19 protein-coding genes are annotated in these 20,311 nt (G+C 71.4%); 9 read left to right on the plus strand and 10 right to left on the minus strand.

Annotated elements, in window-relative coordinates; genetic code table 11:
- Nucleotides 1-115: 115 nt before the first annotated feature.
- On the minus strand, nt 116-772 hold the full coding sequence (locus KF823_11280; protein ID MBX3726482.1) for a 4'-phosphopantetheinyl transferase superfamily protein: 657 nt from the start codon (nt 770-772) through the stop codon (nt 116-118).
- Nucleotides 769-1,953: an SAM-dependent methyltransferase gene (locus KF823_11285; protein MBX3726483.1), complete on the minus strand. Its 1,185-nt coding sequence runs from the start codon at nt 1,951-1,953 to the stop codon at nt 769-771. The genes KF823_11280 and KF823_11285 overlap by 4 nt, the downstream gene beginning before the upstream one ends.
- Before the next feature lie 53 nt (nt 1,954-2,006).
- Here KF823_11285 and KF823_11290 point away from each other — a divergent pair, with 53 nt between their 5' ends.
- The 3 genes from KF823_11290 to KF823_11300 all read left to right on the plus strand — a co-directional run bounded on the left by KF823_11290 (nt 2,007) and on the right by KF823_11300 (nt 7,145).
- A complete protein-coding gene (locus KF823_11290) occupies nt 2,007-2,750 on the plus strand; it encodes a pteridine reductase (GenBank protein MBX3726484.1) in 744 nt (247 codons plus the stop codon).
- Between the two features lie 669 nt (nt 2,751-3,419).
- Nucleotides 3,420-4,436 carry an AI-2E family transporter gene (locus tag KF823_11295; protein MBX3726485.1) on the plus strand — a complete coding sequence of 339 codons (1,017 nt, stop codon included), beginning with the start codon at nt 3,420-3,422 and terminating at the stop codon, nt 4,434-4,436.
- Nucleotides 4,437-4,514: 78 nt separating this feature from the next.
- A complete protein-coding gene (locus KF823_11300) occupies nt 4,515-7,145 on the plus strand; it encodes a hypothetical protein (protein MBX3726486.1) in 2,631 nt (876 codons plus the stop codon).
- Nucleotides 7,146-7,448: 303 nt separating this feature from the next.
- Here KF823_11300 and KF823_11305 read toward each other — a convergent pair whose 3' ends face one another.
- The 6 genes from KF823_11305 to tsaD all read right to left on the minus strand — a co-directional run bounded on the left by KF823_11305 (nt 7,449) and on the right by tsaD (nt 11,796).
- Nucleotides 7,449-7,811 carry a type II toxin-antitoxin system HicB family antitoxin gene (locus KF823_11305; GenBank protein MBX3726487.1) on the minus strand — a complete coding sequence of 121 codons (363 nt, stop codon included), beginning with the start codon at nt 7,809-7,811 and terminating at the stop codon, nt 7,449-7,451.
- Nucleotides 7,781-8,035, minus strand: coding sequence for a type II toxin-antitoxin system HicA family toxin (locus KF823_11310; protein ID MBX3726488.1), 255 nt, complete (start codon nt 8,033-8,035; stop codon nt 7,781-7,783). The genes KF823_11305 and KF823_11310 overlap by 31 nt, the downstream gene beginning before the upstream one ends.
- A gap of 149 nt (nt 8,036-8,184) precedes the next feature.
- Nucleotides 8,185-9,465, minus strand: a complete 1,281-nt coding sequence (locus KF823_11315) for a hypothetical protein (protein MBX3726489.1) — start codon at nt 9,463-9,465, stop codon at nt 8,185-8,187.
- Between the two features lie 277 nt (nt 9,466-9,742).
- On the minus strand, nt 9,743-10,243 hold the full coding sequence (gene folK, locus KF823_11320) for a 2-amino-4-hydroxy-6-hydroxymethyldihydropteridine diphosphokinase (protein ID MBX3726490.1): 501 nt from the start codon (nt 10,241-10,243) through the stop codon (nt 9,743-9,745).
- Between the two features lie 103 nt (nt 10,244-10,346).
- A complete protein-coding gene (gene folB / locus KF823_11325) occupies nt 10,347-10,706 on the minus strand; it encodes a dihydroneopterin aldolase (protein ID MBX3726491.1) in 360 nt (119 codons plus the stop codon).
- A 31-nt stretch (nt 10,707-10,737) separates the two neighbouring features.
- The gene (gene tsaD / locus KF823_11330; protein MBX3726492.1) at nt 10,738-11,796 is read right to left on the minus strand and encodes a tRNA (adenosine(37)-N6)-threonylcarbamoyltransferase complex transferase subunit TsaD; all 1,059 of its coding nucleotides are present in this window, start codon (nt 11,794-11,796) and stop codon (nt 10,738-10,740) included.
- Nucleotides 11,797-11,945: 149 nt separating this feature from the next.
- Here tsaD and rpsU point away from each other — a divergent pair, with 149 nt between their 5' ends.
- From rpsU to KF823_11360, 6 genes are all read left to right on the plus strand, one after another.
- Nucleotides 11,946-12,161 carry a 30S ribosomal protein S21 gene (rpsU, locus tag KF823_11335; GenBank protein MBX3726493.1) on the plus strand — a complete coding sequence of 72 codons (216 nt, stop codon included), beginning with the start codon at nt 11,946-11,948 and terminating at the stop codon, nt 12,159-12,161.
- A 124-nt stretch (nt 12,162-12,285) separates the two neighbouring features.
- Nucleotides 12,286-12,732, plus strand: a complete 447-nt coding sequence (locus tag KF823_11340; protein MBX3726494.1) for a GatB/YqeY domain-containing protein — start codon at nt 12,286-12,288, stop codon at nt 12,730-12,732.
- 31 nt (nt 12,733-12,763) lie between these two features.
- A complete protein-coding gene (locus KF823_11345) occupies nt 12,764-13,114 on the plus strand; it encodes a DUF971 domain-containing protein (GenBank protein ID MBX3726495.1) in 351 nt (116 codons plus the stop codon).
- 19 nt (nt 13,115-13,133) lie between these two features.
- The gene (locus KF823_11350; GenBank protein ID MBX3726496.1) at nt 13,134-14,402 is read left to right on the plus strand and encodes an FAD-dependent monooxygenase; all 1,269 of its coding nucleotides are present in this window, start codon (nt 13,134-13,136) and stop codon (nt 14,400-14,402) included.
- On the plus strand, nt 14,399-15,154 hold the full coding sequence (ubiE, locus tag KF823_11355) for a bifunctional demethylmenaquinone methyltransferase/2-methoxy-6-polyprenyl-1,4-benzoquinol methylase UbiE (GenBank protein MBX3726497.1): 756 nt from the start codon (nt 14,399-14,401) through the stop codon (nt 15,152-15,154). The genes KF823_11350 and ubiE overlap by 4 nt, the downstream gene beginning before the upstream one ends.
- Before the next feature lie 202 nt (nt 15,155-15,356).
- The gene (locus tag KF823_11360) at nt 15,357-17,255 is read left to right on the plus strand and encodes a M1 family metallopeptidase (protein MBX3726498.1); all 1,899 of its coding nucleotides are present in this window, start codon (nt 15,357-15,359) and stop codon (nt 17,253-17,255) included.
- A gap of 134 nt (nt 17,256-17,389) precedes the next feature.
- On the opposite strand, the gene KF823_11365 is transcribed toward KF823_11360, so the two are convergent.
- Both KF823_11365 and KF823_11370 read right to left on the minus strand, forming a co-directional pair.
- Nucleotides 17,390-18,349, minus strand: a complete 960-nt coding sequence (locus tag KF823_11365) for a patatin-like phospholipase family protein (protein ID MBX3726499.1) — start codon at nt 18,347-18,349, stop codon at nt 17,390-17,392.
- A 36-nt stretch (nt 18,350-18,385) separates the two neighbouring features.
- The gene (locus KF823_11370) at nt 18,386-20,137 is read right to left on the minus strand and encodes a M28 family peptidase (protein MBX3726500.1); all 1,752 of its coding nucleotides are present in this window, start codon (nt 20,135-20,137) and stop codon (nt 18,386-18,388) included.
- Between the last annotated feature and the right edge of the window lie 174 nt (nt 20,138-20,311).

Consider the following 20,311-nt stretch of genomic DNA (forward strand, 5'->3'; position numbering starts at 1 on the left):
CAACCAGGGTATCGAAGAACGGACGCGATGCTTGCTGGTCGATACGCAAAAAGGCAGGGGAGAACGTCATTGGCCTGGGCGTTCGTTCGTGATCGGAACGCAACCTGACGATGGATCAGCCGTCGCAGTGCGGATGCATGTCTGCCTGCGCCACCTGCAGCGAGACCTCGCGTTCGACGCCCTGCCAGGCCACCGCCATCACCATGTCGCTGCCGCAGGCGAGCTCGCGGCACTGCCACTGCCGCGCCGGTGCCGCCGGTCCCTCCAGCCGCTGCAGGACCAGGCGACCTTGCGCAGACGGTCCGAAGCGTGCCCGGTGCAGTCCGTAGGCGAGACCCCGGCCGTGCGCCTTGAACAGCGCCTCCTTGAGCGACCACAGGCGCAGGAAGCCGTGCTCCGGATCGTCCAGGGAGTCCAGCCATTCCAGCTCGGCGGGATCGAACCAGCGTTGTGCCAGGGCACGCCAGGTCGGCCGTGGCAGCACGCACTCGATATCGACGCCCAGCGCGGGACCCTCGGCCAGGCCGACCAGATGCCAGTCGCCGGAGTCGCTGGCGTTGACGGTCAGGTGAGCGAAAGGTGGCGCAAGGGACGGCTTGCCCAGGGGGTCGCGCAGCAACTGGCTTGGTGAGAAGCCGGGCAGCTCGGTGGCCAGGCGCTCCAGCAGGGCGGCGCGCGCCGCCTGCTTGCGCCAGCGCGCGCGCTGCATGGCGTCGGCACCGGCCGGCACCGGCGCCAGGCGGCGCAGCCACAGCCGCACCGGTGAGTTCATGGCCGCGCCAGCAGGCGGTGGCGCAGGTCGGCCTGGAAGCCGGGCAGGGCATCGGCATCCAGGCCGCGGCCGAGCGCCATCACCTGGAAGCGCTCGCCCATCTGGCCGGGCAGCATCAGGCGCTTGACCGCGTTGGCTGCTGCCATCCGTTCCGGCAACGGCAGGTCCTGGCTGTGCGCGAACCAGTCCTCGATGCCGTTGCCGATCAGGAACTGCGCCTGGCTGGTGTAGCCGGCGACGTCCAGCGCGCAGGCCGCGGCGGCCTCGGCCAGGGCCGTGAAATCGACGAAAGCGGTGATGTCCTGCAGGCCGGGCAGGATCAATGGGTCGTCGTGGGCGTGGTGGCGGTAGTGGCAGACCAGGGTGCCGTCGCGGCGCTCGGGCAGGTAGTACTCCTGGCGCGGATAGCCGTAGTCGACGAACAGCAGCTCGCCGCGCGTCAGGGCCTGCGTCATCGCCGCCAGCCAGGGCGCCAGCGTCAGGTGCAGCTCGGAGCGGTAGGGCCGCGGCAGCAGGGGCAGGACATCGGCCAGGCGTTCGCGCAGCAGGGCATCGAGCACTGGCGGCGCCGGCAACTCGCGCCAGGCGAAGGCGCCGGCCTCGCCATCGACGTACTGCTCGTGCAGGCCGTCCTCGTGGACCGCGAAGCGCGTCGCCGGCAGCGCGTCCAGCACTTCGTTGGCGACCAGGGCGCCCTGCCAGGCCGTATCCGGCGGGCCGTCCAGCCACTGGACGCGCGCCAGCAGATGCGGGCAGCGCGCCTTGAGCGTGTCGCGCTGGCGCTGGCGCAGGTCGGCGCTGATCTCCAGCAGGCGGTAGCGGGCCGGCAGCCGGCCCAGCGCCTCCAGGGCCAGCAGCAGGTCGGCGGCCAGGGCGCCGCTGCCGCCGCCCGGTTCGACCAGGTGCCAGTCGTCGAACGACGCCATCGCCACGGACAGGTGCCGGGCGACCGCGTAGGCGAACGCCGGCCCCAGCTCCGGTGCGGTGACGAAGTCGCCGCCGGCGCCGAACTTGCGGCTGCCGGCGCTGTAGTAGCCCAGGCCCGGCGCATACAGCGCCAGCGCCATGAACTGCGCGAACGGCAGCGGGCCGTGCGCGGCGATCTCGCCGGCGATCAGCGCAGCCAGGCGCGCCGAGTGTTCGGCGGCGTCGACATCGGGGGCGGGCAGGCGCGACATCATCGACCCGTGACGGTGCAGCGGCTAGTTTAGGCGCTTCGCCGCCGGACCCGCCGATGCCTAGCCCATCCGAACCTGTCGTCCTGGTCACCGGCGCCGCCCGCCGGGTCGGCGCCGTGATCGCCCGCGTCCTGCACGACCGCGGCTGCCGCGTGGTCCTGCACTGCCGCGGTTCCGCGGCCGACGCGCAGGCCCTGGCAGCTCAACTGGAGCAGGCGCGGCCAGGCAGCACAGCGCTGGTGCAGGCCGACCTTGCCGACCCGGCGGCGCCCGCCGCCCTCGTGCGGGCCGCGCTGGATCGCTTCGGCCGCCTCGACGGCCTGGTCAACAACGCCAGCGCCTTCCGCCCCACGCCGGTCGGCGAGATCGGCCAGGACGACTGGGACGAGCTGTTCGCCAGCAACGCCCGCGCACCGCTGTTCCTGTCGCAGGCCGCGGCGCCGCACCTGGCCGCGGTTGAAGGCGCCATCGTCAACCTGGTCGACATCTACGCCGAGCGGCCGCTGGCCCGGCACACCGTGTACGTGATGGCCAAGGCGGCGCTGGCGGCGATGACCCTGTCGCTGGCGCGCGAGCTGGGCCCGGCGGTGCGCGTGAATGGCGTGGCGCCCGGCGCGGTGATGTGGCCGGAGGACGGCAAGGCCTACGCCGACCAGCAGGCCCTGCTGGCCGGCACCGCCCTGAAGCGCATGGGCCGCCCCGACGATGTCGCCGGCGCGGTCGCCTTCCTGCTGCTCGACGCCCCCTACGTGACCGGCGAGATCCTGCGCGTCGACGGCGGCCGCTGGCTGGCGATCTGAGCCGCCGGACCCGGCGCGAGCGCCCGAAACCCGCGGTTTCGCGCGCCCACCACACGCGGCTTCGCTCAGGGCCACATCGACATCCTCACCCGAGCCCGAACCGAGACGGTAGCCAAGACCCAGGCAGACGTCGAGACCGAATCCGCAGGATCCGCCATGGTCCGGTCCATGTCCGAAGCTGAAGAGGAAGCCGGCGCTGATGTCGGAGCCGAAGTCGGAGCCGAAGCCGGAGCCAAAGCCGAAGTCGGAGCCGAAGTCGGAGCCGAAGTCGGAGTCGGAGTCGGAGTCGGATTAGAGGGTCGGCGTAGAGGGTCGGCGTAGAGGGTCGGCGTAGAGAGCCAGCGTAGAGAGCCAGCGTAGAGAGCAGGCGTAGAGGTCGACGCGAAAGCCTCGGCAACGGCTACGCGACGGCACCCCACTTCTCCCCTCCCCCGCCCGGCGGGGGAGGGGCGGGGGAGAGGGCCGGCCCAGGAGCACCGCGACACTCCCGTCTCGCCGCCAGGGCAGTGGAACCGCAGGCCCCTTCGAAGCGACGTTGGCTGATCCGCCGGCCTGACGTCGAAGGGCCACGTCGACGCATTGATGCCGCAATGCCGGACAACCGCGTCGGCAAACCCTGCCATGACTCCCGGCGCCGTTACGATGGCGCCTGCCCCACCGGATCCCCCCATGATCGCCCTGCCGGCACAGCTTCCCCCTTCACGCATCGCCGCCTGGCTGCTCGCCCTTGCCGGGCTGTGGATGGCCATCCACTTCGACCTGCTGGTCGCCCTGCTGGCCGGCCTGCTGGTGTTCAACCTGACCCACGCGCTGGCGCCGCTGATCGAGCGCCGGGTCAGCGGCCAGGGCGCCCGCCTGCTGGCGGTGACCGTGGTCTCGGTGTTGATCATCGGCCTGCTGACCCTTGCCATCGTCGGCATCGTCGCCTTCTTCCGCAGCGAGGCCGGCAGCAGCCAGGCCCTGCTCGACAAGCTGATGACCATCATCGAGGAATCGCGCGGCGACCTGCCCGCCTGGCTGGCCGGCTGGCTGCCGGAGGACTCCGGTGCGATGCGCCTGGCGGTGACCGAATGGGTCGCCAGCCACCGCGCCGAACTCTCGCTGGCCGGCGCCGAGGCCATCCAGACCACCGCCCGCCTGCTGGTCGGCATGGTCCTGGGCGCCATGGTCGCGCTTTACGACGAGCTGCCGGCGCCGCGCCTGGGCCCGCTCGGCCGCGAGCTGCTCGAACGCGCCGGCCGCCTGGCCGCGGCGTTCCGGCGCATCGTCTTCGCGCAGCTCAAGATCTCCCTGCTCAACACCTTCTTCACCGGCCTGTTCCTGGCCGTCGTGCTGCCCGCCTTCGGCGTCAAGCTGCCGCTGACCAAGACCCTGATCCTGATCACCTTCGTCGCCGGCCTGCTGCCGGTGGTCGGCAACCTGATCTCCAACACCGTGATCACCATCGTCGCGCTGTCGGTGTCGATGTGGGTGGCCGTGGTCGCGCTCGGCTACCTGGTGCTGATCCACAAGGTCGAGTACTTCCTCAACGCCCGCATCGTCGGCGGCGAGATCCAGGCCCGCGCCTGGGAGCTGCTGTTGGCCATGCTGGTCATGGAAGCCGTGTTCGGCATCCCCGGCCTTGTCGCCGCGCCGGTGTATTACGCGTACGTGAAGCGGGAGCTGGTGGATCAGGGGTGGGTGTGAGGGGCGTCACGCTGTTGCGGCGCTTCCAGGGTGTGCCCTTTGCTACCCTTTGCTTCCGGAAACTCATGGAACTCGGACATGGCGCGTCCAGACCTCTCCTTGGTGCTGTTCACCACGTCTGTCTTTGCGCTGGCCGCGGGCCAGGCCACGAGCGCGGTCGAGGCGCCGCCGCAACCGGCCGGGAGTACTGCCACCGCTTGGCAGGCCTTCGGCGACCTCGACGGTGGCTGCGACGGCGCTGTCCGGGTGATCCGGCGGGCGCCTGACGGCGACATCTACCTGGCCGGCCACTTCGAAAGCTGCAACGGCACCTTCTCGCCGCGCCTGATCCGCTACCGTCCGAGCACCGACAGCTTCATCGCCGTCGAACCGGCGCTGCAGAGCGGCACCGTGCTTGACCTGGCCTGGTACCAGGGCGAGCTGGTGGTCGCCGGGCACTACCTGCTGGCACAGGGTGGAGTGGGCGGCGGGGTGCTGCGCTGGAACGGGTCCGGATGGGCGCCGCTGGGCGCCGGCGCGGCAGGCGCGTTCGATCTGCCCTACGTGCGTGCCCTGGTCGTCCATGAAGGACAACTGGTCGCAGGGGGCGTGTTCTCCAGTATTGGCGGACAGTCTGCGATGAAGGTCGCACGTTGGAACGGTAGTGCCTGGTCGCCCCTGGGTACTGGGCTGGGAATCGCGATTCCCACCCAGTACGTGGCTGCACTGGCCGTGCACGAAGGGCAACTCATTGCCGGTGGCAACTTTTCGCATAGCGGGGCAACAGCGGGGTTCCAAAGCGTCGCGCGATGGACGGGTGATTCCTGGCAACCCTTGGGCCAGCCTGGGGGGCGCATCTCCTCGCTGCTGGTGGATGCCGAGGGCAGCCTGATCGCCGCGGGCACGCTGCTCGCGGCCGGTGCGCCCGTCCACCAGGTCAAGCGCTGGACCGGCAGCCAGTGGGCGGCGCTGGCCCCTGACGACCAGACGGGCTTCGATGCGCCGGTCGAAGCCCTGGCCTTGCATGACGGGGGCCTGGTGGCTGGTGGCAGCTTCACCACGTTCGGCTCGGATGAAGTCCGGGCGGTGGCCCACTGGAACGGGTCCGGTTGGGCCGCTCATCCCGGCACCACGGCGATCAGCGCCGAGGATGTCCCCGCGCTGCTGGCCGATGGCGAGTCCCTGTACGTGGCCGCGCCGTTCGAGTCCGGGCAGGGGCGCGGCCTGCACTGGATCGCACGTCTGCAAGGGAGTTGGAACCGCCTGGGTGCGCCCTCGGGACAGTTGGGCTTCGATGGTCCGATCTGGCACCTTGCCAGCGACGGTGCGCGGCTGGCTGCGGCCGGTCTGTTCCGGCGGGCCGGGGAGGTCGCAGTGCCCGGGGTGGCGATGTGGCAGGGCAACGAATGGCAGCGCCTGGGGAACGCTGGCCCGGCGAGTCTGACCGGTGTCCGTGCGGTCGCCTTCTTCCAGAACGCGGTGTATGCGGCCGGCGACTTCTTCGACCCGACCGGGACGCAGGTGGCCACGGGCATCGCGCGGTGGCGCGGTGACGATTGGGAGCCGGTCGTCGGCGAGGGCGCGATCGCGATCGACGCCGGGATGGTCGCGGCATTGCATGTGCATGAGGGCGAACTCGTCGTCGGCGGCGACTACGCCTTGAGTGGTGGCGCAGGCCCGGTCGGGGTGGCGCGTTGGAACGGCACGCGCTGGGCACTGCTCGAAGACGGCTCCGGCAACCGCGGGCCGGGGTCAGTGCTGGCCCTGACCACCCATGCTGGCCGTCTGGTGGCCGGTGGCGACTTCCAGCAGGTGGGCACGGTGCCGGCTTCCGGGTTGGCCGCATGGGATGGTTCTGCCTGGACCGGACTGGTCACCGGAGCGCAACCCCTGCCGGTCAGCGCACTCGCGGTCTGGCAGGGAGATCTGTACGCCGGCGGCGACCGGCGTCTGGAGCGCCTGCAGGGCAACCAGTGGCAGTCCCTGGCCCCCGGGGGGACCGACTGGGGCATCGGGTCACTGGTCGGTCTGGGCGATGCGCTCTGGATCGGGGGCGACTTCCAGTCGCTGAATGGCTTGGCCGCTGTCGCGCTGGCGCGCTGGGATGGCACGGCACTGCATGCCGTACCCGGTACGTTGGGCTCGGGCCCCAGCAGCAGTTTCCGGATCGTGAATGCCTTGGCGGCGCACGAGGGTGAGCTGATGGTTGGCGGCCACTTCCGGTCCATCGACGGCCAGCGCAGCGCCCACGTCGCCCGCCTGTTGCCGGACGTGGTCGACGGCATCGACATGCATATCCGTGCGCCGGTTGCGGCGCCAGACGAAGGTGCGCATCGCATCGCCTACCGCCTGCGCCTGGGCAACCGGGGCGGGGCCGCGGCCCTGCCTGCAACCCTGGTGGCCAGTGCCTGGCCGCAGCCGCTGGCCGTCACCTGGACATGCGAGGCCGGCGCATTTTCGAGCGAGCCCTGCCCGGCGGACACCGGCAACGGACTGCCGGCCTGGACCACCGCCATGGCCGCGGGCGCCGAGTTCTACCTGGACCTGGTCCTGGATGCCGCGCCCGGCACGGTCGTTCAGCGCCTGCGCCTGGACCTGTCGGCGCCGCCCGCGGCGGGCGCCGACAACCGCGCGTCGACCGGCCTGACGGTCACCACTTCGCTGGCGCAGGAGGTGCTGTTCGTCGAGGGCTTCGAGTCGGCCGGATCGGTTGCCACCTTGGCGCGCTGACCGGCCTCAGGCGGAGAACCTGACCTAACGGGGTCAGGTTCACTTTCGGCATGTACTGGTCCGTGACTGCAACTTCCGGCGCGGCGCCTTGCAGGAAGAACCGCAGCCAGCCCTCCCAGTCGCCGTGGGCCCTACCGCGCGAGCCACGCTTGGTACCCGTGACGGCGGGACCTGGATCACCCCGTTTGGCCACGCATTGGACAAGAAAAGCAAATGCCCGGCGGTGGACCAGCCGTGCGCAACTCCCGCTGTCGCATCACGGCGACGCCAGGTAGTCGCGCCGCAACCCGGGATTGGCGATCTTCAGGCCGTGGCCAGGCGCTCCTGCAGGGCCTCCTGCGTCAGCGCATTGAGGCTCTTGCCTTGCGCCTGTGCGGCGATCGCGAGCCGCTCGTGGAGATCGGGCGGAATCCGCACGTTGAACTTTCCGGAGTAGCTTCGGCGGGGCTCGATGCCCTGCTCCCGGCAGACATCGAGGTAGACCTGGAGCGATTTGCGGAACTCCGCGCGCAGCTCGCGGGGATTTTTTCCGTAGAAGTCCGCGCCGCCGTTCAGACCCATGATCTCGCCCCGGAAGGCGTCGAGATCCGCGTCGTATTCGATTCTCGCGGTATAGCCGTCGACGGTCATCAGGTTCATGGCTTCACTCCGTGCTGTTCCAACCATTTGCGGATACTGGTCAGTGCCCCCTTGTCGACGTTTGGCGACGGGTGCGGGCGGTGGAAGACGCGCACCTCGGCAAAGAGCACCACGGCCACCCGGCTGCCGGCCCGTTCGGATACGTCCGCGCCCAGGTCGCGCAGCAGGGCCTCGATGTCGCGCCACTGGAGATTGCCGCTGGCCGGATGGGCGAACAGGCGTTCCAGCGTGCGCCGGTGGCTGCGCTTCATGGGCGCCGATGGTACCAGAAAGCGGTACCGAATGTAATGCTATGCTCTCGGGGAGGCGCCCGCCCTCCCCCTCCTCAGCGCCCGGCTGGCCAGGGCGGGTTCCAATGCCGTCCGGGACCGATCCTCCGTCGACTCTCCGCCGAGACTCTTCAGCGGCCTTCCTCGAAGCCATCCGCGAAGATCCCGTCCGCCTGCGCCGCCCAGGCGACGATCACCCCGGTCCCCCACTCGACCTGGGTGTTGCCTTCCGGATGCAGGCCGGCGACCACGACCACGTCGCCGTGGTCGTTGATGCCGGGCGCGCCGCTGAACACCGGCCAGGAGCTCGGGTTGTCGATGTGCTGGCCGAGCTGGCCGGGGCCGAGGTCGGTGGCGACCAGGTCGCCCCTGGCGATGACGCGCACCAGGCTGGTGCCGTCGCCGACGAACACGGCCTGGCCGTTGGCGTCGCGGCCGCGGAAGGCGACCAGGCCGTGGTTGTTGAGGGCCGGGGCGAAGAAGTCGATGGCCAGCAGGCCGTCGTCGCCGACCCGGGCGATGCGCACCGGCTCGGCGCCGGCCTGCAGGCGGTAGACCGCGCGGCCGCCGCCGTCGGCGAGGGCCAGCGCCACGGCCACCTGGCCGGCATCGTTGACGTCCAGCCCGTTGTCGAAGCCCTGGAAGGGCGAGGCCGGGTCGCTGGCACGGTCGCGGGCGATCAGGGTGCTGGCGCCGTCGGCCGCGAACAGGCGGATCTCGGCCTGGCTGGTGGTCTGGACGTTCACCTTAGCGGCGATCACGCGCTGGCCGTTCATCGCCGGCGAGTAGATGAACACGTAGGGGCTGCCGGGGTTGAGGGTGTTGTCGGCGACGTGCATCACCGAGTCGGGCGGGTTGGCGCCGGGCACGGTCGAGGCCAGGGCGCGGCCGTTGCTGCCGAAGCGGCCCTGGAAACCGACCGCGCCGGCGATGTCGATGTCGACGTTGCTGAGCCAGGCCGGGGTCAGCGGGAACAGGTTGACCTGCGCCGCGCTGCCGTCCGGCTCCAGGCGCCAGATCGCGTAGCTGGAGAAATCGCGGTTCATGATCCAGGCGACCTGGCCTGCGGCGTTGATCGAGACCTTGTCCGACACCGAGACCTCGCCGCCGCCGACTGGATCGTGGCGCACGGCGATCGCGCCTTCGCCGTGGCGGCCCTTCCAGACGCCGGCGCTGCTGCCGGGCTGGCCGGCCACCGGCACCACCTGCACCGGAAAGGCGACCCAGCCCGCGTCGTTGATCGCCGCGCTGATGCTGTTGAACGAGGAGCCCGGCGGCAGGTTCCAGCCGTTGTCGTTGACCAGCAGGTTGCTGCGCGCCTGCAGCTCGTAGTCGCCGTAGGCGGGAATCTGCGCCTGGGTGGCGAGCGGCAAGAGGACGAGCGAAAGCAGGACGGCGCGGGTCGGCATCATGGGGTCTCCGGCAGGCAACAGGATCGAGCCAGCTTAGCGACACCCCGGACACGCTTCAGTGATGCGGGTCGACGCGTTCAGGCTCCGATGGCCCACGCGGATGCGCATCGACATGGCCAGGATGCCGCCGCGCCGGAGGCGGCCGCCGCGATAGGCGGCAGGACGGGCGAGCGCAGACAGGTCTGTTCGGTTCCCGTTGCAGACCGACGCAGGACCAAGGCACGAAGTGGACGGAGCCCGTTGCGTGTCCGTGGCGCAGGCAGCGTGAGGCAGGACGCTAGGACTTGGCCAACGCGCCCAGGTCGATCGGCTGCAGGTCGCAGGGCCCCTGGTAATCGCGCCATAGATCAATCAAGCGCCGACCCAGCACCGGATGCACCAGATCGGGCACAAGATCGGCCATCGGACGCAATACGAAGGCCTGCTCGACCAGATCGGCGCGCGGCAGCTCCAGGTTGCCCGGGCCACGCATCACCACGTCGTCGTACAGCACCAGGTCGACATCCAGGGTGCGCGAGGAGAACCGCGGCACGTCGCGGCGACGGCCGTGGCGGTCCTCCAGGGCATGCAGCCAGGCGTCCAGGGCGACCGGGTCCAGCGTCGTGTCCAGGCCCACGGCCAGGTTGACGAAGGCCGGCCCTTCGAAGCCTACCGCGGCGCTGCGGTAGGCGGGCGACACCTGCAGCGGTCCGAACGCGTTTGCCAGCTCGTCCAGCGCCGCGGCCAGGTGCCGCTCGGGCGCCTGGTTGCTGCCCAGGCTGAGCCAGGCACGCGCCATCAGCGGGACCCGGCCCTGCGCGGGCTTTGCGCGAGGTGCGCACCGGAACGGGCGCGAGGTCGCCGCCCGCCCAGGCACCCGCCGGAAGGCGCGAGGCTCGCGTTCAACCCGGTCGCCGTCCGCGCTCGATGCACACACCCACCGCCACCGCGCCGCGCACCGCGCCGGGCTTGCGCAGTCGCAGGCGCAGCCAGGACACGCCGAACTCGCGCTGGATGATCTCCGCGCAGCGCTCGGCCAGGGTCTCGACCAGGCCGAAGTCGCTGGCCTCGACGAAGCCGACCAGGCGCTTGCTGACCGCCTTGTAGTCCAGGGTGTCGGCGATGTCGTCGGTGCCGGCCGGGACGGTGTTGTCGAAGGCCATCTCGATGTCGAAGCGCAGCGGCTGGCGGATCCGGCGCTCCCAGTCGTAGATGCCGATGACGGTGTCGACCTCCAACCCTTCGATGAAGACGGTGTCCATGGCGTTCCCGGGTCTAGTGTGCGCGCGGCGGTCAGCCGGCGGCGGATGCCGCGGCATCCTGTCCGGCGGCGGGACAAGGCGGCGTGAGTTCCGACAGCGGCCAGCGCGGCCGCACCTCGATGGCCAGCCCGGCGCGCTCGCCGGCCTGGATGCGCAGCAGGCCGGCCAGGGCGATCATCGCGCCATTGTCGGTGCAGAACTCGGGCCGGGGGAACCAGGCACGGGCACCGCGCGTCGCGAGCTGCGCGGCCAGCAGGGCGCGCAGGCGGGTGTTGGCGCCGACGCCGCCGGCGACCACCAGGTCCTTCAGGCCGGTGGCGTCCAGGGCCCGCACGCACTTGATCGCCAGGGTCTCGACCACGGCATCCTCGAAGCCGCGCGCGACATCGGCGCGGGCCTGGCCGTCGTCGGGATCCTGGCGCCGCCAGGCCAGCAGCACCTGGGTCTTCAGGCCCGAGAAGCTGAAGTCCAGGCCGGGCCGGTCGGTCATCGGCCGGGCGAAGCGGAACACGCCGGGCCGCCCGGTCTGCGCCAGCGCCGCCAGCGCCGGGCCGCCAGGGTAGGGCAGGCCGAGCAGCTTGGCGGTCTTGTCGAAGGCCTCGCCGGCGGCGTCGTCCAGGGTCTCGCCCAGCACCCGGTAGGCACCCAGGCCGCGCACCTCGACCAGCATCGTGTGGCCGCCGGAGACCAGCAGGGCGACGTAGGGTGGTTCAGGGTGCTCGACTTCCAGCGCCGGGGCCAGCAGGTGGCCCTCCATGTGGTGCACGCCCACGGCCGGCACGCCCAGGCCGTAGGCCAGGGCCCGGGCGGTGCCGGCGCCGACCAGCAGGGCGCCGATCAACCCCGGGCCGGCCGTGTAGGCGACCGCGTCGAGGTCGGCCAGGGCCAGGCCGGCCTCGTCCAGCACCTGGCGGACCAGGGGCAGCAGCTTGCGGACATGGTCGCGGCTGGCCAGCTCCGGCACCACGCCGCCATAGTCGGCGTGCAGCGCCACCTGGCTGTGCAGGGCGTGCGCCAGCAGGCCGCGCTCGGCATCGACCACGGCCACGCCGGTCTCGTCGCAGGAGGTCTCGACCCCCAGCACGCGCAGGGTTTTGCGTTCGGTCACCTGGGTCTGTATCATTCTGCGCCCCCGGTCCATCGGGGAGCCAAGGGTCGCCACTTTAGACGATCCGCGCCCGGCCAGCCGGGCCCAGCGGTGGAATCCGCGCCCCGAGTAGATCAGAAACCGGAGTTTGCATGCCTTCCGTAAAAGTTCGCGAGAACGAGCCGTTCGAGTACGCGCTGCGCCGCTTCAAGCGCACCTGTGAAAAGGCCGGCGTCCTGGCCGAGACCCGCAAGCGCGAGTACTACGAAAAGCCGACCACCGAGCGCAAGCGCAAGATGGCTGCTGCCGTGAAGCGCAACCTGCGCCGCATGGGCCGCGACGTCACCAAGCGCCAGCGCATGTACTGAGGCTGCGGCCTCCGGGCCGCGCCCCGGGCCGCCGCTGCGGCCCGATGCTCTCGCAAGCCTGCCACGGCGTCCGGTCCCACCGGCTGCCGTTTCCGCGTGTCCGCCATCCGTTTCGGAGCCATCCATGAATCTCAAGCAGCGCCTGATGCAGGACATGAAGGACGCCATGAAGGCCGGCGACAAGGAGCGCCTGGGCGTGATCCGACTGGCGCAGGCGGCGGTCAAGCAGCGCGAGGTCGACGAGCGCATCGAACTGGACGACGCCCAGGTGCTGGCCGTGCTGGAGAAGATGGTCAAGCAGCGGCGCGACTCGGTTGCGCAGTTCGAGGCGGCCGGTCGCGAGGATCTGGCAGCGCAGGAGCGCTTAGAGATCGGCATCGTCCAGGGCTACCTGCCGGCGCCGCTCGGCGAGGCCGAGCTGGACGCCCTGCTCGCCCAGGTGATTGCCGACACCGGCGCCAGCGGCCCGCGCGACATGGGCCGTGTGATGGCCGCCCTGAAGGAGCGTGCCGCCGGCCGCGCCGACATGCAGGTGCTGTCGGGCAAGGTCAAGGCCGCCCTGGGCGGCTGATCGGCACGTCGCGCCGACCTGGCCGCCGCGCATGGGCGCCCGTCCCACCGAGATCCGCCTGAAGCGCGCCGAGCGCCTGGTGGTGGTCGCCTTCGACGACGGCGCGGTGTTCGAACTGCCCTGCGAATACCTGCGCGTGAACAGCCCCAGCGCCGAGGTCCAGGGCCATGGCCCGGGCCAGGCGGTGCTGGTGGCCGGCAAGGCGGAGGTCAACATCACCGCGATCCGGCCGGTCGGCCAGTACGCGGTGCAGCTGGTGTTCGACGACGGTCACGACACCGGGCTGTATTCCTGGACCACGCTGTACGAACTCGGTCGCGACCGCCCGGGCAGGTGGCAGGCCTACCTGGACCAACTGGCCGTGGCCGGCCGGTCGCGCTGAACCTGCCGCCTGCGCAGCCATGACACGGGCTGGCGCGCTGCACATCGCGATCATCGGCTACGGCACCGCCGGCCAGGCGGCGGCCGTGCTGCTGGCCGCCGACGGCCACAGCCTGGACGTGTTCGAGCGCGTGCCTCGACCCGGTCCGGTCGGAGCCGGTTTCCTGTTGCAGCCGACCGGGCTGGCCGTGTTGTGGCGGATGGGCCTGCTGGACACCGTGCTCGGCCACGGCCATCGCATCGGCCGCCTCTACGGCCGGACCGCGGCCGGCCGCGCGGTCATGGACATGCGCTACCGCGAGCTGGATCCGCGCCTGTTCGGCCTGGGCCTGCAGCGCGGCGCGCTGTTCTCGATCCTGGACTCGGCCTGGCAGGGCGCGCGCGCCCTGCATGCCGGCTGCGCCATCGAGGCGATCGACTGCGAGCGCGGCCTGCTGACCGACCAGGCTGGCCGGCGCCATGGCCCCTACGACCTGGTCGTGGTCGCCGATGGCGCCGCATCGACCCTGCGCGGCCGGCTGGGTCGCGCGCGCCTGGACCGGCCGTTTCCGTGGGGCGCGCGCTGGTGCCTGGTCGAACAGGGCGGCTGGGCCTGGCCGGGCGAACTGCAGCAACGCTATGTCGCGGCGCGCCGCATGGCCGGCATGCTGCCGGTCGGCACCCGACCCGGCGACGCCCGGCCGCTGATGAGCTTCTTCTGGAGCGAGCCGGTTTCGGCACTGGATGCCGACGACTGCGACGACGTCGCGTGGCGTCGCGACCTGGCCGCCGTCTGGCCCGAGGCCGCGGACTGCCTGGCGCCGGTGGCGGTGCCGGCCGGCCTGGCCATCGCCCGCTACCGCGACACCGTGCTGCGCGACTGGCATCGGGGCCGCGCGGTGCTGATCGGCGATGCCGCCCACGCAATGAGTCCCCAGCTCGGCCAGGGCGTGAACATGGCCCTGCTGAATGCCCTGGCCCTGCGCGACCACCTGCGCGCGCCCGTCGACGTCCCGCTGTCGGCGTGTCTCGCCCGCTATGCCCGGCATCGCCGCAGCCACCTGGGCATCTACCACGTCTGGAGCCGCTGGCTGACGCCGCTGTTCCAGTCCGAGCGCGACCGCCTCGCCGCCGTGCGCGACTGCCTGATGCATCCGCTGTCGCGCCTGCCTGGGGGGCGTGGCCAGATGCTGCGTGTGCTCACCGGCACCCGTCGCGGCTGGTTCGGCCGGCTGCCGCTGGCGCCGGACTTCCTCGCCGCCATGCAACGGACACCGCGACAGGGGCGGTGCGATAATCCGGCACCATGAGCGAACACGACCCGCACACCACCCATTTCGGCTATCGCGAGGTGCCGGTCGCCGACAAGCAGCGCCTGGTCGGCGAGGTGTTCAGTTCGGTGGCGGGCGACTACGACCGCATGAACGACCTGATGTCGATGGGCGTGCACCGGCTGTGGAAGCGCCACTTCGTGGCCACCAGCGGCGCCCGTCCCGGCCACCGGGTGCTCGACCTCGCCGGCGGCACCGGCGACATCGCCGCCCTGCTGGCGCGCCGGGTCGGCGAGGCCGGCCTGGTCGTGCTGGGCGACATCAACGACCGCATGCTGGCGGTCGGCCGCGACCGCCTGCTCGATCGCGGCATCAGCGGCAATGTCCGCTTCGCGCGCATGGATGCCCAGGCGCTGCCGTTTCCCGACGCCAGCTTCGACCTGGTGACCATCGCCTTCGGCCTGCGCAACGTCACCGACAAGGCCCTGGCCCTGCGCGAGATGCACCGCGTGCTGCGCCCCGGCGGCAGCGTGCGCGTGCTGGAGTTCTCGCAGGTCCAGGCGCCGCCGCTGAAGCCGCTGTACGACCTGTACTCGTTCCGGGTCCTGCCCTGGCTGGGCGCACGCGTCGCCGGCGACGCCGAAAGCTACCGCTACCTGGCCGAGTCGATCCGCCGCCATCCGGGTCAGGAGGACCTCGCGACGATGATGCGCGACGCCGGCCTGGAGCGCGTCGCCTGGCGAAATCTTTCCGCCGGCATCGTCGCCATCCACACCGGGGTGCGGTTGTAGGTCCGCTGTCGCCGGCCATCGATCGGCCCCGGCTTCCTTGCAAGTGCACCTGGGCGTCTCCGCGCCGTCGTCGGCCCCCGGTCAGCAACAGCGACGCGTCGGGCTTGCGGCGGATCGCGGCCGGCGTCCGCCGAAGCGGTCGGGTAGCCCGCCCCCTGCGGCTATGCTTGGCCGTCCTGCGCATAGCTCTTCCGGAGATCCCATGACCGTCCACGCATTGCGTCGCGCCGTGTTCGCGCAGGCCCTCGTCCTGCTCGCGCTGGCCGCCGCCGCCGCCGGCACCGCACCGGCACTGGCCGCCGACGCCCATTCCTACGCCGAGCCGGAGCGCGTCCGGGTCACCGCGATCGCCCTGGACCTGGATGCCGACTTCCGACGCCGCACCCTGTCGGGAACCGCCGAACTGACCCTCGACTGGCAGGATCGCGAGGCCGCCGAGCTGGTCCTGGACAGCCGCGAGCTGGCGATCGCCCGGGTCGAGGCGCGCGATGGCCGCGGCCGCTGGCGGCGCGTCGGCCATACGCTGGCCGCGGCCGATCCCGTGCTGGGCAGCCGGCTTGCGATCGCCACCGGCCTGCCGCAGCCGTCCGCCGTGCGCATCCGCTACAGCACGGCGCCGAGCGCATCGGGCTTGCAGTGGCTGGGCCCGGAGCAGACCCTGGGCCGCGAGGCGCCGTTCATGTTCTCGCAGTCGCAGGCGATCCATGCGCGCTCCTGGGTGCCGCTGCAGGACACGCCGGCGGTGCGCTTCACCTACACCGCGCAGTTGCGCGTGCCGCGCGGCCTGCTGGCCCTGATGAGCGCGCGCAACCCGCAGGAGGTCAGCCGCGACGGCCGCTATCGCTTCGAGATGGAGCAGCCCATTCCCAGCTACCTGATGGCGATCGCCGCCGGCCGGCTGGCCTTCCAGGCGCTCGACGAGCGCTCGGGCGTCTATGCCGAACCCGAACGGCTCGCCGATGCCGTGGCCGAGTTCGCCGACACCCCGCGCATGATCGAGGTCACCGAGTCGCTGTACGGGCCGTACCGCTGGGACCGCTACGACCTGCTGATCCTGCCGCCCTCGTTCCCCTACGGCGGCATGGAGAACCCCCTGCTGTCCTTCATCACGCCGACGGTGATCGCCGGCGACCGCTCCCTGGTCGCCCTGATCGCCCACGAGCTGGCGCATTCGTGGTCCGGCAACCTGGTCACCAACGCCAACTGGGACGAGTTCTGGCTCAACGAGGGCTTCACCAGCTACGTCGAGAACCGCATCGTCGAGGCGCTGTACGGCAGCGCCCGCGCCGACATGGAGTTCGTGCTGGACATCCGTTCGCTGCGCCAGGACTTCCGTGAGCGCCCGGTGGAGACCGACCTGCAGCGACTGACGCCGCGCCTGGCCGGGCGCGACCCCGATGCCGTGTACACCACGACGGCCTATACCAAGGGCGCCTGGTTCCTGAAGTTCCTGGAGATCCGGGTCGGCCGCGAGGCGCTGGACGGCTGGCTGCGCGGCTGGTTCGATCGCCACGCCTTCACCAGCGCGACCACCGCCGTGTTCCGCGAGGACCTGCAGACGCACCTGCTGGACCGGCATCCGGACGCGGTGACCGCCGCCGAACTCGACATCTGGCTGCACGAGCCGGGGATTCCGGCGTTCGCTCCGGAAGTCGAGGCGGCAGCGTTCGCCGTGATCGATGCCGAGCGCGAGGCCTTCGTCTCCGGGCGCCGCGCCGCCGATGGGTTGTCCTGGTCGCGCTGGGGCACGCAGGAGCGTCTGTACTTCCTCAACGGTTTGCCGCAAGCACTGGATCCGGCGCAACTGGGGGCGCTGGACAACGCCTTCGACATCACCGGCAGCCGCAACAGCGAGATCGCCTTCGCCTGGTTCCAGGTCGGCATCCGCAACGGCTACCCGGCGATCCGCCCGGCGCTGGAACGTTTCCTGGTCGAGGTCGGCCGGCGCAAGTTCGTGGTGCCGCTGTACCGGTCGCTGATGGCGCGTCCGGAGGACCGTGCCTTCGCGCGCGAGGCATTCGCCCGCGCCCGCCCCGGCTACCACCCGATCACCACCGCCTCGGTCGAGGAAGTGCTGGGCGCCGCGCCCGCCGAGGACTGAAAGGCGTTCGAGGGCATCGGCGGGCCGCTGCAACCGTGCTCACCGCACCCGTCCAACGGCCCCGCGGCGTACCTTCCCAGCGGGTCGCCGGTTAGCTTGTCCCCGGTCCCCGGTCCCCGGTCCCGTGCCGCCAATCAGCCGCCCGCGAACCACTCCGCCAGTGCCGCCTCGGCCCGTTCGCGACCAAGCTCGATGAGTTTGCGCGCGCAGTCGAACTCGTAGAAGGTGCAGGCGTCGCGGGGCACCCGGATCAGCAGGTCCGGGGGCTGGGCGGCCAGCTTGTAGCGGGTCAGTGTCGCCTGGACGACGTCCAGGGAACGCGCGGTCAGTTCCAGCTTGCCCGGCTCCGCCGCCGGTACCGCCGGCGAGCCGTCACCGCCCGGCAGCAGCTCGTCCACGAAACGCGAGATGCGCTGGCGCAGCGACGCCAGGTGTCCGTTGTCGGCGTCGGTGGCGTCCGCGCTGGCGGGTGTGCCGGGGCTCGCAGGGCTGGCGATGCGCTCGGGGCCGCGCGGCCCTGGCGCCGCGTTGACGTCGACCGCGATGGTGAACTCGGTCTGGTCGCCCAGCGTCGCCGATACCGGCACCGGGTTGAGCAGGCCGCCATCGACCAGGGTGCGGCCGTGCCAGGTCACCGGCCGGAACACGGTGGGGATGGCGATCGATGCGCGGATCGCATCGAACAGCGGGCCGCGCCGGAACCAGATCTCGCGGCCGGCATCGAGGTCGGCGGCGACGGCGGTGAACGGCACCGGCAGGTCCTCGATGTCGAGGTCGCCGACAAGATCGCGCAGCACCGACATGATCCGTTCGCCCTTGATGAAGCCGCCACCGGACAGGCCGAGATCGACCAGACGCAGCACGTCGAAGCGGGTCAGGGCCAGCGCCCAGTCGCGCCAGGCGTCGAGGCGGCCGGCGGCATGGATGCCGCCGACCAGGGCGCCCATCGAGCTGCCGGTGATCGCCGCGATGCGCAGGCCGGCGGCCTCGATCGCCTCGATGGCGCCGATGTGGGCATAGCCGCGGGCACCGCCCGAGCCCAGCACGAGCGAGACGGAGGGCGCACGCCCGCGCGCGCCTCCGGAGGCCGCCAGGGCGGGATCAGGTCCCGCCACGACGAGGACGCAGGGTCACTGGCGCCGGCCGGCGAGGACCTCGCCTGCGGCACGGAACTCGCTCTCGGTCGACCAAGCCGGCCAGTCCGCGCCATCGGCGATGCGACGGCCCACCTCGAACAGCGCCTCGAGGTCCTGGACCACGCCGCGCAGGTCCCAGGACGGATCGAACTCGTCGGCCGGCTTGTGGTAGCGCAGCCGGTTGTACTCGGCCGCCATCGCCTGGCCGTGCTCGATGCCCTTCTCGACATGGTCCGGACCGCCCTTGGCATACAGCGCCGGCACGCCCTTCTTGGCGAAGTTGAAGTGGTCGGAGCGGAAGTAGAAGCCGTTCTCCGGGGTCGGCTCCGGGCGCGGCTCGCGCTGCTGCGGGAGCAGCGCCTCGCGCAGCACGTCGTCCAGGCTGGAATTGCCGTAGCCGACCACGGTCATGTCGCGGCTGGGGCCGATCACGCTCATCGCGTCGAGGTTGATCGCCGCCGCGGTGCGTTCCAGGGGGAACACCGGGTTCTCGGTGTAGTAGCGCGAGCCGAGCAGGCCGGATTCCTCCAGCGTCACCAGCAGCAGGATCACCGAGCGCTTCGGCCGCGGCTGCATGGCCGCGAAGGCGCCGCCGATCTCCAGCACGCCGGCCACGCCGGTGGCGTTGTCGACCGCACCGTTGTAGATGCCGTCGCCATCGCCGCCGGGCGAGGAGAAGCTGCGCCCCAGGTGGTCCCAGTGCGCCATGTACAGCACGTACTCGTCGGGACGCTCGCTGCCCTCGATCAGGCCGATCACGTTGTTGGAGCTGGATTCGCGGATCTGGTTCTTGATCGTCGTGGAAGCGGTCGCACCGGCCAGCGGCACGGACTTGAAGCCGCGCTGCTTGGCGGCCTCGACCAGCGCCGGCAGGTCCTGGCCGGCGGCACTGAAGAGGCGCTCGGCAGCCGGACCGCTGATCCAGCCCTGCACCTGCAGCTTGGCCGAGGGGTCGACCGAGGACGGCAGGTCGTACTGCGGGCCCGACCAGCTGTTGAACACCACGTCCCAGCCGTACGAGGCGGCGGCGGTCTCGTGGATGATCAGGGCGGCGGCGGCGCCCTGCCGGGCGGCCTCCTCGTACTTGTAGGTCCAGCGGCCGTAGTAGGTCATCGCATTGCCGCGGAACAGGGCCGGGTCCTGGGTGGCGAAGCCGGGGTCGTTGATCAGGACGACCACGGTCTTGCCCTTGACGTCGAGGCCTTCGTAGTCGTTCCAGCCCTGCTCGGGGGCATTGATGCCGTAGCCGACGAAGACCAGTTCGCTGGCGTCGATGCGCGCCTCGGGCACGGTCTGCCGGCTGCCCACCACCATGTCCTCGCCGTAGGCCAGGGTCTGGCTGCCGCCATCGGCGAAGCGGATGTCCAGGGTGGTCTCCGGGCTGCCGGTGATCTCGACCATGGGCACCGCCTGGAACCAGCTGTCGCCGTTGCCGGGCCGGGCGCCCAGGCGCTCGAGCTGCTGGACGAGGTAGGCGGTGGTGCGACGCTCGCCGACAGTGCCCGGGCCGCGGCCCTCGAACTGGTCGGAGGCGAGCGACTGCACGTGGGCGCTGAAGTCCTCGGCGCGGATGGCGGCATCGAAATCGTGGGCGACGACGCCGGGGATGGCCTCCGGCGGATCGCCGGCGGTGGTGGCGCCGTTGGCCGGGGCGGGGGGAGCGTCGGTCGTGGCGGGCGTCTGTTCGCGCTGGCAGCCGGCGAGCAGGCCGGCGGCAAGGGCGCAGGCAAGAATGGAAAGGCGCATGGATCCCTCGTGGTCTGGCGTCCGGCCCGGCAGGCGCCCGGCAAGGGCGGCGTCGGGGACGGACGGGAATGGAACGGGTGGTGGCCCGATTGTAGGCGGGCCGTCGGGGGAAACCCCCGATCGCGGCCAGTTCGTTACAGGATAACGATCCGCGCACGTGGGGTGCCCACCCGG

The sequence above is a fragment of the Lysobacterales bacterium genome, from assembly GCA_019634735.1.
In the GTDB taxonomy this organism is placed as follows: Bacteria; Pseudomonadota; Gammaproteobacteria; order Xanthomonadales; family UBA2363; genus Pseudofulvimonas.